Origin of the sequence: Micromonospora orduensis (assembly GCF_006228125.1) — a bacterium.
Lineage (GTDB): Bacteria > Actinomycetota > Actinomycetes > Mycobacteriales > Micromonosporaceae > Micromonospora > Micromonospora orduensis.
Genome location: NZ_VDFY01000249.1, coordinates 1 through 16,500, shown reverse-complemented (window position 1 = coordinate 16,500; position 16,500 = coordinate 1). Strand labels below are relative to the sequence as shown.

The window sequence follows — 16,500 nt, the reverse complement described above, 5'->3', positions numbered from 1 at the left end:
TGTGCCTGTTGGAGCGGGGCAAGCAGGTCGTCGTGCCGGCCGGCGCCGGTGCGCCACCGGCGGTCAGCGCCACCTCCTGGCTGGTCGCCGACCTGGACACCGGTCGGGTGCTCGGAGGGTGCGGCCCGCACCAGTACGGCACCCCGGCCAGCGTGCAGAAGCTCCTGCTGGCGGCCACGATGATGCCCCGCCTGGACCCGAAGCAGACGGTCACCGTCACCGACGAGGACATGAACATCGAGCCCGGCTCCTCCGCTGTCGGCCTCGTCGCGGGCGGCCGGTACACCATCGAGACCATCTGGCTCGGGCTGCTGCTCAACTCCGGCAACGAGGCCGCGAACGCGCTGGCCCGGCTGGGCAGCGGAACGGACCGCGCGGCCGACGGCGTACGCGCCATGAACGACGAGGCGCACCGGCTCGGCGCGCTCCAGACGCACGCCGTCACCCCGTCCGGGCTCGACGGCAAGGGGCAGTTCACCAGCGCGTACGACCTGGCGCTGATCGCCCGGGCCTGCTTCGCCCAGCCGACGTTCCGGCGGTACGCGCTCACCGAACAGGCCCCGATCCCGGCCCAGCCGGCGCAGCGGACCAAGGGTTTCCTGATCCAGAACGAGAACCAGCTCATCTACCGCTACCCGGGTGCGCTCGGCGGCAAGACCGGCTTCACGGACCTGGCCCGGCACACCTACGTCGGCGCGGCCGAACGCGGCGGCCGGCGGCTGGTGGTGACCCTGCTGGGTGCCGAGTCGGCGCCGAAACGCGGCTGGGAGCAGGGCGTGTCGCTGCTGGACTGGGGGTTCACGGTGCCCCGCGACGCGAGCGTCGGTCGGCTCGTCGAGCCCGGGGAGCTGACCGCCACCCCGTCGGCGGCGCCCGCCCTGGCGGCGCCGGGCGGGCCGCGGCCGGCGGCGGCGAGCGGACCCGCGCACTCCGGTTCGGGGTGGCTCTGGTCGGTGACCGTGATCAGCGGCGCCGGGGTGCTGGTGCTGCTGGGCGGGCTGCTGTGGCGCCGCCGCCGTCGGCTGCCCTGACGCATCGACAACCGGCCACGACATCCATAGACTCCGGTCTTTCTGGCACCACGAGTCCAGGAGGATCCCTGTGCCGAGTGAACTCGAACCGCGTCCCGGGGTGGCGGCACCCCGCCGGCCGGTGCGCGCGCTGACCCGCCTCGCGGGGGTGACGCTGCTCGCCGGAACGCTTGTCGCCGGCGTCGCCGTGGCGGCGCCCGTGGCGTCCGCCGCCGCGCCGGCCGACACGGCGACCGCGTCCGCCACCGACGCCGCCACCCGTCCGCCGCGCACCACCCACGGCCCGTGCGCGTACACCGAGACGCCCGACGAGCCGGCGGCCCGTCCGGTGCCGCTGCCCCCGGACCCGCGGCGTACGCCGGCCCGGGGCAGCGTCCGGGTGACCCTGGTGACCAACCACGGACCGATCGGGTTGACCCTGGACCGGGCGGCCGCCCCGTGCACCGTGCAGAGCTTCCTGCACCTGGTGGGCAAGCGCTTCTACGACCGGACCCCGTGTCACCGGCTCACCGCGTACCCGACGCTGAGCGTCCTGCAGTGCGGCGACCCGTCCGGTACGGGCGAGGGCGGCCCGGGCTACCGGTACCGCGACGAGCTGCCGACCGACCTGCCGCCGGCGCCCACCGACCCGACCGGGGAACGTCGGGTCTACGCCCGGGGCGTGCTGGCCATGGCCAACGCCGGGCCGGACACCAACGGCAGCCAGTTCTTCCTGGTGTACGCCAACTCGGCGCTGCGACCGAACTACACGATCTTCGGCGAGGTCGACGCGGCGGGGCTGGCCACGCTGGACCGGATCGCCGCCGGGGGAGTGGCGCCGACGGCCGAGGATCCGGCCCCGGTCGACGGGGCGCCGGCGTTGCCGGTGGACATCCGCAGGGCCGTCCGCTCGCACCACCACCACTGAGCGACTGGCGCGGTGGGCGGCCCGGGCCGCCCACCGCGCCATCGATGATCCACAGCGCTGCCGGCCGGCGGAATTTTCGGCAGCCGATCGGGAACGACGTGACCAGCGTCCGAGACGGTTCCACCCGTCACGACGAGGCGGGCGACCCGGTCGGCGGCGCGGCGGTGCTGTCCCGTACGACCAGCTCGGTGGCCAGCTCGACCCGCGGCGAGTCGATCCCCTCGCCCTGGGACAGCCGCAGCACGGTCCGTGCCGCCAGCCGGCCCATCTCAACAAGCGGTTGACGCACGGTGGTCAGCGGCGGGGACGCCCATCGCGCCTCCGGCAGGTCGTCGAAGCCGACCACGCTGACGTCGTCGGGGACCCGCAGCCCGCGCCGCCGGATGGCCTCGTAGACGCCGAAGGCCATCTGGTCGCTGGCCGCGAAGATGCCGGTCGGCGGGTCGGCGAGGTCGAGCAGCGCCGTTCCGCCGGAGAACCCGGAGGCGTGGTAGAAGTCGCCCGGGTAGATCAGCTTGTCGTCGATCGGGATGCCCGCCGCCTCCAGCCCGGCCCGGTAACCGTCGAGGCGGGCCCGGCTGCACAACAGGTGCGTCGGCCCGGCCACGAACCCGATGCGCCGGTGCCCGATCGAGAGCAGGTGCTCGGTCGCGGCGAGCCCGCCGGACCAGTTCGTGGCGCCGATCGTCGGCACGTCCATGGCGGGTACGCCGGCCGGGTCGACGACCACCACCGGCACGTTGAGGCGGCGCAGCTGCGCGTGCAGCGGTGGGCTCAGGTGCGAGGTCACGAAGATGACGCCGTCGGTGGCCCGGGTGCGCAGGTTCTGCAACCACTGCCGGGCGGCGGTCGGCTGCCGGTGGATCGCGGAGACCACGGTGCCGACGCCGGCGCCGTGCCCGACGTCCTCCACACCCCTGATGATTTCCACGGCCCAGGGGCTGTCCAGGTCGTTGAAGACCAGGTCGACGAGGCCGGCACGGCGGACGCTGCGGCTGCTGCGCCGCCGGTAACCGTGGTGGCGCAGCAGCTCCTCGACCCGTTCCCGGGTGTCCGGGGCCACATCGGAGCGTCCGTTGAGCACCCGCGAGACGGTCGGCACCGACACGCCCGCCTCCCGTGCGATCGCGGTGATGGTCACCCTGCGTCCGTCGTCCGCGCCCACCCGCGTCTCCTTCACCGGTCCGGAGGCGACCGCAGAGCCGTCGCCGCCGTGTGTGCCGGAACGGCGTGCACCGTTCCTCGCGCCATCTTGCCTCACCGACGGGGGTTGACGACATGTCAGGTCGGTTCTAGCGTTCCCGGAGTTGCGGAAGGTTTCCGGACATTTTTCGGGCACCTTTCGCCGTACCGGGCCGCCGGGCGGCTGTTCGACGCAGCGTCGAGAGGACGTCACGTGTACACGGACCTTCCCGAGGATCAGTTGCGCGGTTACCGCAGCGCGGTCCGGGACCCGGGAGACTTCGACCAGTTCTGGGCCGCGACGCTCACCGAGGCGCGCGACGCCGGCTGGCCCGTGCGGGCCGAGCCGGTGGAGACCGGGCTGGCCGGCATCGACGTCCTCGATGTGACCTTCGCGGGCTTCGCCGGCCAGCCGGTGCGGGCCTGGCTGCGGGTGCCGCGCGGGGCCGGGACCGCGCTGCCGACCGTCGTGCAGTACGCCGGCTACGGCGGTGGACGCGGGCACCCGATGGAGAACCTGCTCTGGGCGGCGGCCGGGTTCGTCCACCTGCAGATGGACACCCGGGGGCAGGGATCGGGCTGGAGCCGGGGCGACACTCCGGACCCGGGCGCCGCCGGCCCGGAGGCGCCCGGGGTGACGACCCGGGGCATCGCCGACCCGCGCACCTACTACTACCGCCGGCTGATCACCGACGCCGTGCGGGCGGTGGACGCCGTCCGGACCCTGCCGGTGGTCGACCCGACCCGGGTGGCGGTGCTCGGGCACAGCCAGGGCGGTGGTCTGGCCCTGGCGTCCGGTGCGCTGGCCCCCGGCCTGCGGGCGGTGGTCGCGTTCGTGCCGTTCCTCTGCGACATCCCGCGCGCCGTGGTGGTCACCGACGCCCGACCGTACCGGGAGATCCGCGACTACCTGGCCATCCATCGCGACGCCGAGGAGCGGGTACTCACCACCCTGTCGTACGTCGACGGGGTCAACTTCGCGCGGCGCTGCCACCGGCCGACGCGGTTCTCGGTGGCGCTGATGGACGACATCGTGCCGCCGTCGACGGTGTACGCGGCCGTCAACGCCCACGCCGGGCCGACCGAGCTGTCGGTGTGGCGGTACAACGGTCACGAGGGCGGCGGCATCGACGACGACGAGGCGGCGCTGCGCTTCCTGCGCGAGCACCTGCTCGACGGTTGATCGGGCGCGGGGCCTGACCAGGGCTGATAGACAGGACGGGTGCGTCCTCGCCTCGGCGTCCTGCTCGCGCTCGCCGCGCTGCTCGGCGGCTGCTCGCGGTCCGAGCCCCGCCCCGCGCCGGGCGTGCCGCCGCCGACTCCGGTGGTGAGTCCGAGCCCCACGCCAACGCCCGCCGAGCGGCTGCCCGGGTTCGTGGTCCTGACCGACGTCGACAGGCGCATCCGAACCGACATCCGGTACGCCAGCGCGCACAACTTCGTCGGCCGGCCGATCGCCGGCTACCCCGAGCCGCTGTGCCTGCTCACCCGGCAGGCGGCCGAGGCGTTGCGCCGCGTGCAGGACGCCGCGCTGGCCGGCGGGCACAGCCTCAAGGTGTACGACTGCTACCGCCCGCAGCCGGCAGTGGACGACTTCGTCGCCTGGTCGAAGCGCCCCGGCGAGCAGCAGACCAAGGCCGAGTTCTACCCGGACGTGGCCAAGGACCGGCTCTTCGCCGACGGCTACCTCGGGACGCCGACGGCCCACAGCCGGGGCAGCACCATCGACCTGACCCTGGTCGACGAGCCCGCCGCCAGTCAACCCCCGTACCGGGCGGGGCAGCCGCTTGTCGCCTGCACCGCGCCACGTGGGCAGCGCTTCGGAGACAACAGCATCGACATGGGTACGGGGTTCGACTGCTTCGACCCCCGGTCGCACACCGACGACCCCCGCGTCGCCGGCACGACCCGGGACAACCGCCAGTTGCTGCGGCGGCTGATGACCGACGCCGGGTTCGTGAACTACGACCGCGAGTGGTGGCACTACAGCCTGCGCGACGAGCCGTACCCGGACACGTTCTTCGCCGCGCCGGTCGCCCGCTCGTCGGTCGGCTGAGCGTCATACAACACCTTCCTCGGCACCGGCTCGTTCCAGACCAACACCTGGGGGCCGACCCGGGTCACCATGCGCGCCGACAACCGCACCCACGCCGCCACCCGGAACCTCCCGGCGACGTTCGGATCGTCGATCAGCGAGTGGTACTCCTGGAGCAACGACCTGCGGCAGAACGCCACCATCGACATCCTCGCCTCGGTCGACCCGTCCAGCTTCCCGGTCGGCACCGACCCCAACCAGTCCTGGTACGGCGGCTACTACCCGCTGGTCTGGAGCAACAGGCAGTACAAGATGCTCTACGCCAACTTCGGCCACAACGCGATTAACTACAGCACCAACACCGGGCTGTCCTCGACGTTCGACAGTGAACAGCAGAACCGGCTGCTGATCGACGGGCTGCACTGGCTCGCCGGCGCCAGCACCGTTCCCCCGACCACGCCCCCGCCGAGCGACGGCCCCATCTCGGCGACCGCCTGGCACACCGTGGTCAACCGGGGCAGCGGCAAGTGCGTGGACGCGCGGGCCGCCGGCAGCGCGAACGGCACCGCCATCCAGCAGTACGCCTGCAACGGCAGCGCCGCCCAGCAGTACCAGTTCGTGTCGACCAGCGGCGGCTACCTGCGGGTCAACAACCGCACCACCAGCGCACAGGTGCTCGACGTGACCGACCGGTCCACCGCCGACTCGGCGCCCATCCAGCCCTGGTCCTACAGCGGCGGCAACAACCAGCAGTGGCGGGCCGAATCCGAGGGCGGCGGCTACTACCGGCTGGTCAACCGCAACAGCGGCAAGTGCCTCGACGTGCCGGCGGCCTCCACCGCGGACAGCGTCCAGCTCATCCAGTACACCTGCAACGGCACCGCGGCGCAGTCCTTCCGGCTGGTACCGCAGGCGTAGGTGGCCCCGACACCGAGCCGCCTTCGCTGATCAGGCGGAGGCGGCCCGGGCGGCCGGTTTCACCGGGAGCGGTATGACTCTGGGGTATGAATATGACTCTGAGGTATAGCGCTCTCCGGCGTGTGGTCCCGCCGGGCGCCGGGTGCGGAAGAATCGTCAGGATCGCGTAGTTCATCGATATGAGCGCCCCGCCCGGGCCCGACGGCCGGTAGCGGCAATATCCATTGCGGACGCGCCGCCGCGCTCCTACTGTCGTCGGGGCAAGGTCAACCGAGCAGACCCGAGGGGAGTACGCCGTGTCGCGAGCCGTCCGCACCGATGCCGCGTGGCTGTTGCTCCCCGCCGGCTACCCGGGGTGGCGCGACTGACGCCGACGCTGACGCGTCCGCCGGCCGCCCATCCCACCGGGATCGGGCGGCCCTTTCGTATCCACGCACCGCCGCCGTGCCGCCGCCGGCCGGCGCATGATCGATAACGGTCACGGCACGACCGAAGGAGACCACCATGGGATTCACCCCGCTCGCCGGCACCCGGGCACCGGTCCGGGTCTGGACCGACCCGTACCCCATCGAACCGCAGGCCGCCAAGCAGCTGCGCAACATCGGCGCGCTGCCCTGGGTGCAGGGCGTCGCCGTCATGCCGGACGTGCACTTCGGCAAGGGCGCCACAGTCGGTTCGGTCATCGCCATGCGGCAGGCCGTCTCGCCGGCCACCGTCGGCGTCGACATCGGCTGCGGGATGTCGGCGATGCGTACCTCGCTGACCGCCGCCGACCTGCCGGACGACCTGGCCGCGCTGCGCTCGGCGATCGAGGCCACCATCCCGGTCGGTTTCGCCCAGCGGCAGGACTCGGTCGACCCGCGTCGGATCCGCGGTCTGGAGCAGGCCGGCTGGGACGACTTCTGGGGTCGGTTCGCCGGCCTGGACCGGCGGGTCGCGCAGCTGGAGACGCGGGCGCGGCGCCAGCTCGGCACGCTCGGCGGGGGCAACCACTTCATCGAGGTCTGCCTCGAGCAGGGCGGCGCCGACGAGGGCCGGGTCTGGCTGATGCTGCACTCCGGCTCCCGCAACATCGGCAAGGAGCTGGCCGAACGGCACATCGGGGTGGCCCGGGGCCTGCCGCACAACGCCGACCTGCCGGACCGGGACCTGGCGGTGTTCCTCGCCGGCACGCCGGAGATGGACGCCTACCGGCGGGACCTGTGGTGGGCGCAGGAGTACGCGCGGCGCAACCGGGCCGTCATGCTGGCCCTGCTCTGCGGCGTGGTGCGTGAGCACTTCCCGCAGGTCGGCTACGACGAGCCCATCTCCTGCCACCACAACTACGTCTCCGAGGAGAGCTACGACGGGGTGGAGGTGCTGGTCACCCGCAAGGGCGCGATCCGGGCCGGCCGGGGCGACCTGGGCATCATCCCCGGGTCGATGGGCACCGGGTCGTACATCGTGCGGGGCCGGGGGAACGCCGACGCGTACTGCTCGGCCTCGCACGGGGCCGGCCGGCGGATGTCGCGGGCGCAGGCCAAGCGGACGTTCAGCACCGACGACCTGGCCGCGCAGACCGCCGGTGTGGAGTGCCGCAAGGACGCCGGGGTGGTCGACGAGATCCCCGGCGCGTACAAGGACATCACCGAGGTGATGGCCCAGCAGGAGGACCTGGTGGAGGTGGTCGCGCACCTCAAGCAGGTGGTCTGCGTGAAGGGCTGACGTGCCGTGCGGGCCGGGTCGACCGGCCCGCACGGCTGTCGATCAGAACCCGGCGAAGACGCGGCGCAGGTCGTCCAGGGTCACCGGCCCGGTCACCCGCACCCCGTCCGGGGTGTGCTGGGGACCGAGCCGCCCGGTGGCCAGCCGCAGCCACGCCTCGGCCGGGGCGCTCAGCTCACCGTCGGGCTGCTCCGGCGCGTCGACAAGCGCGACCGTCTCGCCCAGCCGCAGCCCGTACGTCCGCTCCGGCTCGCTCAGGCGCAGCACCAGGGCGGCCTCCCGGCCGGCCAGCTCCTGCGGCCGGCTGGTCCAGGCCAGCATCCCGCCGACCTGGTCGAGCAGCAGCGACGTCGCCTCCGGCGTGACCGCCGCGAACGGGTTGAACGCCACCTCGACGTCCCACTGGTGCAGGGCGAACTCGCTGAGCCGGAACCGGCCCGCGGTGGCCAGGTCCACGGGTTCGGGCAGGAACCCGAGGTCGATCCGCAGCGTCGCGCGGGTCTCGGCGTCCAACGCCTCGTACGCCTCGACGAGCCGCTGGTTGGCGGCGAGGAACCCGGCGGCGTGCTCGGCCGGCGCCATGGCGTCCCAGCGTGCCCAGACGCCCCGGTTGAAGTCACCGTCCAGGCCGGGCGCGCCGGTACGGGCGGCGTCCAGGGCCGCCAGGGTGATCTCCGCGCCGCTGCCCAGGTGACTGAGCACCTGCGACACCTGCCACTCGCTGGCACCCGACGGTCGGAGCAGGTCGTCTTCCTTGAGGTCCCGGACGAGCGCGGCGAGCTCCTCGTGGCCCGTGCGCAGAGCGGTGATGATCTGGTCGGCAGGGGTGGACATAGGTCTCCTCAAACGGACGTTCGACGGTGATCGGGACGCTACCGGACGGCGTCGCCGGCCGGCCCACCCCCGGCGAGGGCGGTCCGGCCGGCGACGGCGCTCGGCTCAGCCCATGTGCACGGTGTTGCCGGTCGGGATGTCTTCCTTGCGCACCTTGACCAGGACCAGCGTGACCAGCCCGGCGAGCACGATCAGGGCCGCACCCCAGGCGAACGCCACCCGGTAGCCGTGCACCAGCGCCTCGATCTGGTTGACCGGGTTCGGCACCCGACCGACCAGGTACGCGGCGACCGCGCTGGTGTACATGGTGTTCAGCAGCGCGGTGCCCAGCGAGCCACCGATCTGCTGGGTGGCGTTCAGCGTCGCGCTTGCCGCGCCGGCGTCGTGCTCGGGCACTCCGACGAGGGCGAGGCTGGACAGCGGCACGAAGGTGAAGCCGAGGCCCATGCCGAGGATGACCTGGGCGGGCAGCAGGAGGGTGAGGAACGAGGTGTCCACGTCGATCTGGGTGAGCGTCAGCATGGCCACGGCGGCGAGCACGGCGCCGCCGACCATCAGCGGCTTGGCGCCCACCTTCGGCATCAGCTGGCTGGCGCCGCCCGCCGCGATCAGCACGCCCGCGGTGACCGGCAGCGACGCGAGCCCCGCCTCGAGGGGCTTGTACTGCAACACCACCTGGAAGTAGAAGGTGAGGAAGAGGAACGCCCCGAACAGACCGGCGCCGATCAGCGTCGAGGCGAGGTACGCGCCACCCCGGTTGCGGTCCAGGATGATCCGCAGCGGCAGCAGCGGGTGGTTCGAGCGCAGCTCGATGACCACGAAGGCGGCGAGGAGCAGCACGCCGGCGGCGATGAAACCGAGCGTCGCGGTGGCGTCCCAACCGTCCTCGGCGGCCTTGGTGAAGCCGTACACCAGGGAGACCAGGCCGGCGGTCACCACGATCGCGCCGGGCACGTCGTAGCGGGTGTTGCCGTGCGCCCGGCTCTCGGGGACCAGCGGGAGCGCGAAGGCGATGGCGAGGGCGGCCACCGGGATGTTGACGAGCAGGCACCAACGCCAGTCGGCGTACTCGGTGAGCACCCCGCCGAGCAGCAGGCCGACCGCCGACCCGCCGCCGGCGATGGCGCCGTACACCGCGAAGGCCTTGGCCCGCTCGGTGGCCTCGGTGAACAGGACCGTGAGCAGGGCGAGCGCCGCCGGGGCGAGCAGCGCGCCGAAGGCGCCCTGCAACGCGCGGGCGGCGAAGAGCATCCCGCCGGTGGTGGCCAGACCGCCCAGCGCGGAGGCCAGCGCGAATCCGGTCATGCCGACGATGAACGTGCGCTTGCGGCCCCAGTAGTCGGCGATCCGACCACCGAGCAGCAGCAGGCCGCCGAAGGCCAGCGTGTACGCGGTGATCACCCACTGCCGGTTCGCGTCGGTGATGCCCAGGTCGGCCTGGGCCTGCGGCAGGGCGATGTTCACGATGGTGGCGTCGAGGACCACCATCAGCTGCGAGATCGCGATGACCGCCAGCGCGATCCAGCGCCGCGGGTGCGGCGGGCCTGTCGACGTCCCGGCGCTGGGCGCGCCGGGGGCGGTCGAGGTGGTTCCGGGCATGGTGAAGCCTCTCGTGGTGCGGATATCGACGGATCAGGCCCGGGACGGGCGATCGGCGTGGTAGCGGAGTACCGGGATCAGCACCTGGTCGACGACCTGGGTGAGGAACGCGTCATCGGCGGGCAGGCCGTGCGCGACGATCCGGGACAAGGTGAGCGCGGGCGCCAGGTCGTGGAACAGCTCCCGCTCGCCGGCCTCGGGAGGGATCTCCCCACGGGCGGCGGCACGGACCAGGATGGCGGTGCTGGCCACCCGCCCGGCGGGCAGCACCTGGTGGCGGACCAGGCGTTCCAGCTCGGGATTGGTGCGCATGGCGAACGTCAGCGCCTGCATCAGGTCGCAGTCGGCCACGCAGATCGCGGCCGTGGCGCGCAGCAGCTCGATCAGGTCGCCGCGCAGGGAACCGGTGTCGGGCGGGTTGTGCACGGCCACGTGGCGGTCGCGCAGGGCGGCGACGACCAGCTCGGCCTTGCCGTCCCAGCGCCGGTAGATGGTCGCCTTGCTGACGTGGGCGCGGGCGGCGACGGCGTCGATCGTCATCCGGTCGAAGCCGACCTCCCGCAGCAGGTCGATGACCACGGTGAACAGGTCGCTGTCGGAGCACCGTGCGCCCCGGGCCGCCGGCACACCGCCACCCGCGCCCACCTGCTGACCACCCAGCATCCCCGAACCCCCCGCGAAACGATGTCGTACTGACCTTAGTGCTCTGGTCAGCGTTCGTGCAGGGTTTTATGACCTGCGTCGCACGGGGTGGACGAAACGATTACGTTTCTCTCTGCGGTCGGGCAGATCAACTCGCTGGTCAGGCCCCGGGCGCGAGCACCACAGGCACGGCCATCGTGTGGATCCGGGTGCCGTCGCGCGCGGACACCTCGTACACCTCGACGGTCCCGCGCTGCTCCCGGACCGTGCGCCAGCCGACCACCACGCGGTACGCGCCCCGGCAGCCGCTGCCGCAGCTGGCGGTGCCGAAGCCGGTGGCCACCTCCCGGCCGGCGGCGTCGAGCACCCGGACGCTGACCGTGGCCTCGAACACGTCGGCGGTGCCGGTGACGGTGAGCGGGGCGCCGACCCGGGCGCCGACGCCGGGGGCGGTGACCACGATCGGCGGCAGCACGCCGGGGTAGTCGGCCCGGCCCCTCGGGGTGCCGTCGCCGAAGCGGACCTGCCGCACGGTGGGGAACTGGGTGAGCGTCCACACCACCTGCGCCTCGCGCAGCCGCCCCGCCGGGTCGTCGACGGACGCGACGGACGGCAGCACCGCCACGCCGTCGGTGATCCGGGTGACCTCGACACCGGCCGGGAGCAGGGTGGTCAGCCCGGCGGCGGTCTCCGCCGGCGTCGGCCCGGCGGCAAGTTCGGTAAGCGCCAGCCGGGACGTCGCCACTGTGGCCGGCCGGGTCCGCCGGGTCGGCACGAGCTGCCCGGACCGGACGAACCACAGCTCGACTGTCACCGTGGCCGGCTGCCGGGCGCCGGTCCCGGCCGGCGCCGACGGGCGCACCGGGCCGCCGGTGGACGACGGCGCCAGCTCACGCGACGGGACGGGCGTCGGGTCCGGGGACCGGACGGGTGGCGCACTCGACGGCCCCGCGACGGGCGCCGGACCGAGGTCACCGGAGCGCGGAGGCCCGCACCCTCCCGCGAGCAGCGCGGCGACGAGTACCGGCGCGGTCAGCCCGGCCGCGCGACGCCGGCTCACCCCGCACCACCCGGAGCCGTACCGGCCGGGTGCCCGTTGCGGTCGCCGTCGGGCCGGTGCGCGGAGTCGCCGACGTGGGGCCCGTGGGCGGGCAGCTCCAACCGGAACCGGGCGCCGGCGTCCGGTTCGCTGCGGACGCTCAGCGCGCCGCCGAGCAGGGTGGCGTGTTCGCGGGCGATCGCCAGGCCCAGCCCGCTGCCGGGCGCGGAGCGTGACGGGTCGACCTTGTGGAACCGGTCGAACACGCGCGGCAGGTGCTCCGCCGGGATACCCGGCCCCTCGTCGGTGACCTCGAAGACGACAAGCGGACCCGCGCCGGTCACGGTCGCGGTGATCGCGCCGCCGCCGTGCTCGACCGCGTTCGCGACCAGGTTGGCGAGCACCCGTTCCAGCCGGCGCGCGTCGGTGCGCACCGTGACCGGGTCGCCGGAGACCAGCACCCGCTGCGTCCAGCCCCGCGCCGCGACGATGCCGCGCAGCAGCGTCGGCGCGTCCACCGGCTCGATACTCGGCCGCTCCTGCCCGGCGTCCAGCCGGGAGATCTCCATCAGGTCCTCGACCAGGCGGCGCAGCCGGACCACGTCGCCGACCAGCAGCCGCGCCGCCGGCCGGGCGTCGTCGGGCAGCCGGTCCAGGTGCTCGCCCAGCAGCGAGGCCGCCGCCACCAGGGCGGTCACGGGGGTACGCAGCTCGTGCGCGACATCGGCGGTGAACCGCCGCTCCCGGGCCTGCGCCGCCGACAGCGCGGCGATCTTCGACTCCAGCGCCTCGGCCATCTCGTTGAACGACGCCGCCCAGTCGCTGAACTCGTCACGCCCGCGTACCGGGAGTCGGGTGGCGAGCAGACCCTCGGTGAGCGCCCGCGCGGCCCGGCTGGCCCGACCCACCGGCTCCAGGGTCCGGCGGGCCAGCGCGTGCCCCACCCCGGCGGCGAGCAGCACCACCAGCACCCAGCCGGCCAGCAGCGCGGTCCGCAGCTGATCGAGGTCGGCGGCGACGTCGTCCTCGTCGGTGAGCACGTACAACTCGGCGGTCGAGCCGGGGATGCGACCGCCGACCACCAGCAGGCGGGGGCGGTGCGCCGGCGCGGAACGCTGGTAGCCCAGGTGCCCGGCCGCGACTGCCGTCCGCAGCTGGCCGCCCAACGTCGGGGCGTACGCGGGGTGCGACGGCCGGGTCGAGCCGTCGACGAGCACCACGTGCCGCCCGCTGCCCTCGAAGCTGGTGAGCAGCTCGGTGCTGCGCTGCTCGGTCAGCGGCAGGAACTGTCCGGCCAGGACGAGCTGGTAGCGCGCGTCGGCGGCGGCCTGGTGCAGCGACGCGTCCCACCAGGACTGTCGCAGCAGGAGCCCGGTCCCACCGGCGAGCAGGCCGGCGGAGACCCCGGCGACCAGGACGAACGCGATCGTCAGCCGGCGCCGCAGGCGGCCCGGGGACACCGCGCGTCCGGCCATCGCCGACCTCCCGTCAACCCGTGGACAGCTTGTAGCCGGCGCCGCGCACGGTCTGCACCAACCTCGGGTGCGCCGGGTCGTCCTCGACCTTGGCGCGTAACCGCTGCACCGCCACGTCGACAAGCCGGGAGTCGCCCAGGAAGCCGTGGTTCCAGACCAGGTCCAGCAGCAGCTCCCGGGTGAAGACCTGGCCGGGTCGGCGGGCCAGCTCCAGCAGCAGGCGGAACTCGGTGGCCGTCAGCGCCACCTCGCGGCCGTGCCGACGCACCGCGAAGCCACCCGGGTCGATCTCCAGGCTGCCGACCTCGATGGTGCTCGACGTGACCGGAGCGCTCGCCCGGCGCAGCACCGAACGGACCCGGGCCACCAACTCGGGCAGGTCGAAGGGCTTGCGCAGGTAGTCGTCCGCGCCGCACTCCAGCCCCACGACCACGTCGAGGGTGTCGGTGCGCGCGGTGAGCATCAGGATCGGCACCTGGCTGGTACGCCGGATCTCCCGGCACACCTCCAGCCCGTCGAGGCCGGGCAGCATGACGTCGAGCACGATCACGTCGACCGGTCTGGCCCGCCACGCCACCAGGGCGTGCCGCCCGTCGACGGCGGTGTCGACCCGGAAGCCGGCGCGGCGCAGACCGAGGGCGGTGACCTCCCGGATGGAGGCATCGTCCTCGACCACCAGCACGCGGCCCTCCACCAGCCGAGCGTAGACCCGCCGCCCAGGCCCACGGCCCTGGCGGAACGGTCGGTGTCGGAGGCCCGGCCGGACCCCCGACACCGCGCCTGTCACTCCTGCCACCGGTGCGCCACGTCGATGACGATCCGGCTGTGCGTGCCGGGGCCGGCCAGCACGAACGCGCGGAACGGCAGCCGGGCCCGTACGCCGACCGCGAAGGTCGTGTAGCCCTCGAAGCTGCCGCCGAAGACGACATCGCGCAGCGTCGGGTAGCGCAGCAGGTTCGCGGCGTGCGCGCCGACCGCGTACGGCACGGTGCCCTGGTGGTCCTCGTCGTACGCCGGCGCCCGCAGCGACACCCGCAGGAGCGCGCCCCCGGCGGTGTACGGCGACAGCGCCAGCCCCTCACCCTCGGTCCACGTCTCGCCGTAGCCGACCGAGTAGCCGTCGACCGGTCCGGCGAACTCGAACACCACCCGGTCGTAACAGTCGTGCCGGCCGGTCCGTACGTCGACCAGCGGGGCGCCGCTCAGCGCGCCGGCCTCCCGGTCGGTGCTGCCCCAGGTGATCCCGCAGTACGGCGCCGCGGTGGTGGTGCTCGCCGCGTGGCCGCTGCCCGCGCCGGCGACCAGCCCGGCGAGCACGACCGCCAGCGCGGTAAGTGTGCTTCTGATCCTCATCGTGGTGCCTCCGTCCGCTCTCGGGGCCACGTCGCGGCGGCGCTGCCGGTGGCCCTCTGCGCTGACCTTCGCCCGACCCCGGCACGGCACCTTCGCCGTGGCGTAACCGCTGGGTAACAGCAAGCGGCCGCGCCGGTATGACGCTTCCGCTATGCCGGACATCGACAGTCGTCGTCTTAACATTCACGTACGTCAATGACCGACGGCCCGGGTCGTCGGACGACCCAGGGGAGTGCGTGATGCACCGACGACAACTCAGGCGCGCGGTCCAGGCCGTGCTGGTGGCCGTGCTGGCGGCGGCCGGCGTGCAGCTCGCCACCGGCGCGCCGGCCGCCGCCGTGCGGACCGTCTACTACGACGCGAGCCGCACCGGCGAGTTCCGCACCAACGTCGACCAGGCGGCGCAGATCTGGAACAGCCGGGTCGGCAACGTCCGGCTCCTGGCCGGCACCCCGGCCAGCATCACCATCTACGTCGACGACGGCTGGCCCCGGGCGCAACCGACAGGCCTCGGCTCGGGCCGGATCTGGATGGGCCGCACGGCCGTCAACCAGGGGTACGACCGCAACCGGATCGCCGCCCACGAGATCGGCCACATCCTCGGCCTGCCCGACCGGCGCACCGGCCTCTGCACCGACCTGATGTCCGGCAGCAGCGCCCCGGTCTCCTGCCGCAACGCCACCCCCAACTCGACCGAGGCGTCCCGGGTGAACTCGCTGTTCGCCGGCACCCTGGCCGCGTCCACCGCCGGCACGACGTACACCTGGACGGACGAGGCCGGAGACATCGGTCCGCTGGTCGTCGGCGGTCGGCCGGCCACCGAGAACTACCCGTTCATGGTGTACGTCTCCGGCTGCACCGGCACGCTGATCAAGGCCAACTGGGCGGTCACCGCCAGGCACTGCTCCACGCCGTCCTCGGTGCGGGTGGGCAGCGCCAACCGCACCAGCGGCGGGACGGTGGTCCCGGTGACCCGCGCGGTCAACCACCCGAGCGTCGACGTCAAGCTGCTGCAACTGGCCAGCTCGGTCGCGTACGCCCCGGCCCCGATCCCGAACGCCTCCGGCGCGGTCGGCACCGCCACCCGGATCATCGGCTGGGGTCAGACCTGCGCACCCCGGGGTTGCGGATCGGCCCCGACTGTCGCCAACGAGCTGGACACGTCCATCGTGGCCGACAGCCGGTGCTCGGGCATCAACGGCCCGTACGAGATCTGCACCAACAACACCAACGGCAACTCCGGCGCCTGCTACGGCGACTCCGGAGGCCCGCAGGTGCGCCGGGTCAACGGGGTCTGGAACCTGATCGGCGCCACCAGTCGGGCCGGCAACAACAACTCCACCTGCGCCACCGGCCCGTCGATCTACGTGGACCTGCCGTCCATCCGGTCCTGGATCTCGACCCAGGTCGGCGGCCTGCCGGCCTGACCACTGTGGATCGTGGTGGTCGGGGATGCGGGCGTCCCCGACCGCCACGCCGAGGTGTCACCCACACGTGACCGCTCTGCGGTAGCGTGCCTGGCACATCGACACATCCGAGGTGGACCATGCCTGCTGTCGTCGCCCTCGTGCTGACCCTCGCCCTGGCGCCCGCGCCGTCCCCGTCGACCACCCCGGGGCCGATCGGCGACCTTCTCGGGGGCGTCGGGCAGATCGTCGACGACCTGCTCGGTGGCGGCGCGGCGCCGAGCACGTCCCCGACGTCGGCACCCACCGTGGCCCCCACGCCGAGCACCCCGACGGCCCCCGCAGGATCGAGTCCCGCGAGCACCTCACCCGCCA

The 16,500-nt window shown here is 73.5% G+C and carries 15 protein-coding genes and 3 pseudogenes; 10 read left to right on the top strand and 8 right to left on the bottom strand.

The features are described 5' to 3' along the window. Together FHG89_RS27915 and FHG89_RS27910 are read left to right on the top strand one after the other, a co-directional pair. Positions 1-1,031, top strand: a 1,031-nt coding sequence (locus FHG89_RS27915) for a D-alanyl-D-alanine carboxypeptidase family protein (protein WP_341874277.1), incomplete at its 5' end; no start/stop codon positions are given. 70 nt (positions 1,032-1,101) lie between these two features. Next, complete coding sequence (locus tag FHG89_RS27910; RefSeq protein ID WP_244295925.1) at positions 1,102-1,938, top strand: peptidylprolyl isomerase; 837 nt, start codon at positions 1,102-1,104, stop codon at positions 1,936-1,938. A gap of 127 nt (positions 1,939-2,065) precedes the next feature. Here FHG89_RS27910 and FHG89_RS27905 read toward each other — a convergent pair whose 3' ends face one another. After that, positions 2,066-3,103, bottom strand: coding sequence for a LacI family DNA-binding transcriptional regulator (locus FHG89_RS27905; RefSeq protein ID WP_139587385.1), 1,038 nt, complete (start codon positions 3,101-3,103; stop codon positions 2,066-2,068). 231 nt (positions 3,104-3,334) lie between these two features. Between FHG89_RS27905 and FHG89_RS27900 the strand changes: the two genes are divergently transcribed. The 5 genes and pseudogenes from FHG89_RS27900 to FHG89_RS27885 all read left to right on the top strand — a co-directional run bounded on the left by FHG89_RS27900 (position 3,335) and on the right by FHG89_RS27885 (position 7,777). After that, positions 3,335-4,303, top strand: a complete 969-nt coding sequence (locus tag FHG89_RS27900; RefSeq protein ID WP_139587384.1) for an acetylxylan esterase — start codon at positions 3,335-3,337, stop codon at positions 4,301-4,303. A gap of 39 nt (positions 4,304-4,342) precedes the next feature. Further along, positions 4,343-5,176 carry a M15 family metallopeptidase gene (locus tag FHG89_RS27895; RefSeq protein ID WP_244295923.1) on the top strand — a complete coding sequence of 278 codons (834 nt, stop codon included), beginning with the start codon at positions 4,343-4,345 and terminating at the stop codon, positions 5,174-5,176. A gap of 24 nt (positions 5,177-5,200) precedes the next feature. Beyond that, a pseudogene (locus tag FHG89_RS34230) lies at positions 5,201-5,503 on the top strand (ThuA domain-containing protein); the annotation flags it as partial. A gap of 156 nt (positions 5,504-5,659) precedes the next feature. Further along, positions 5,660-6,073: an RICIN domain-containing protein gene (locus FHG89_RS34225; RefSeq protein WP_280116092.1), complete on the top strand. Its 414-nt coding sequence runs from the start codon at positions 5,660-5,662 to the stop codon at positions 6,071-6,073. Between the two features lie 504 nt (positions 6,074-6,577). Beyond that, on the top strand, positions 6,578-7,777 hold the full coding sequence (locus FHG89_RS27885; RefSeq protein ID WP_139587383.1) for an RtcB family protein: 1,200 nt from the start codon (positions 6,578-6,580) through the stop codon (positions 7,775-7,777). Positions 7,778-7,819: 42 nt separating this feature from the next. Here the strand turns inward: FHG89_RS27885 and FHG89_RS27880 are convergent, their stop codons facing one another. From FHG89_RS27880 to FHG89_RS27850, 7 genes are all read right to left on the bottom strand, one after another. Continuing rightward, positions 7,820-8,611, bottom strand: coding sequence for a maleylpyruvate isomerase family mycothiol-dependent enzyme (locus tag FHG89_RS27880; RefSeq protein WP_139587382.1), 792 nt, complete (start codon positions 8,609-8,611; stop codon positions 7,820-7,822). A gap of 105 nt (positions 8,612-8,716) precedes the next feature. After that, a complete protein-coding gene (locus FHG89_RS27875; protein WP_139587381.1) occupies positions 8,717-10,210 on the bottom strand; it encodes an MFS transporter in 1,494 nt (497 codons plus the stop codon). Positions 10,211-10,243: 33 nt separating this feature from the next. Then, complete coding sequence (locus tag FHG89_RS27870) at positions 10,244-10,873, bottom strand: TetR/AcrR family transcriptional regulator (protein WP_139587380.1); 630 nt, start codon at positions 10,871-10,873, stop codon at positions 10,244-10,246. A gap of 139 nt (positions 10,874-11,012) precedes the next feature. Continuing rightward, a complete protein-coding gene (locus FHG89_RS27865) occupies positions 11,013-11,912 on the bottom strand; it encodes a Gmad2 immunoglobulin-like domain-containing protein (RefSeq protein ID WP_244295919.1) in 900 nt (299 codons plus the stop codon). Next, positions 11,909-13,366 carry a sensor histidine kinase gene (locus FHG89_RS27860; RefSeq protein WP_139587379.1) on the bottom strand — a complete coding sequence of 486 codons (1,458 nt, stop codon included), beginning with the start codon at positions 13,364-13,366 and terminating at the stop codon, positions 11,909-11,911. Before FHG89_RS27860 ends, FHG89_RS27865 begins: the two co-directional genes overlap by 4 nt. A 13-nt stretch (positions 13,367-13,379) precedes the next feature. Beyond that, on the bottom strand, positions 13,380-14,060 hold the full coding sequence (locus FHG89_RS27855; protein WP_139587378.1) for a response regulator transcription factor: 681 nt from the start codon (positions 14,058-14,060) through the stop codon (positions 13,380-13,382). 89 nt (positions 14,061-14,149) lie between these two features. Continuing rightward, positions 14,150-14,719, bottom strand: a complete 570-nt coding sequence (locus FHG89_RS27850) for an AMIN-like domain-containing (lipo)protein (RefSeq protein WP_139587377.1) — start codon at positions 14,717-14,719, stop codon at positions 14,150-14,152. A 137-nt stretch (positions 14,720-14,856) separates the two neighbouring features. On the opposite strand from FHG89_RS27850, the pseudogene FHG89_RS33990 reads away from it, so the two are divergent. The 3 genes and pseudogenes from FHG89_RS33990 to FHG89_RS27840 form a co-directional block, all read left to right on the top strand. Continuing rightward, a pseudogene (locus FHG89_RS33990) lies at positions 14,857-15,432 on the top strand (snapalysin family zinc-dependent metalloprotease); the annotation flags it as partial. An 18-nt stretch (positions 15,433-15,450) separates the two neighbouring features. Continuing rightward, positions 15,451-16,146 (top strand): S1 family peptidase, encoded by a 696-nt coding sequence (locus FHG89_RS33985; protein WP_244295927.1) that lies wholly within the window; start codon positions 15,451-15,453, stop codon positions 16,144-16,146. A gap of 119 nt (positions 16,147-16,265) precedes the next feature. After that, a pseudogene (locus FHG89_RS27840) lies at positions 16,266-16,500 on the top strand (hypothetical protein); the annotation flags it as partial.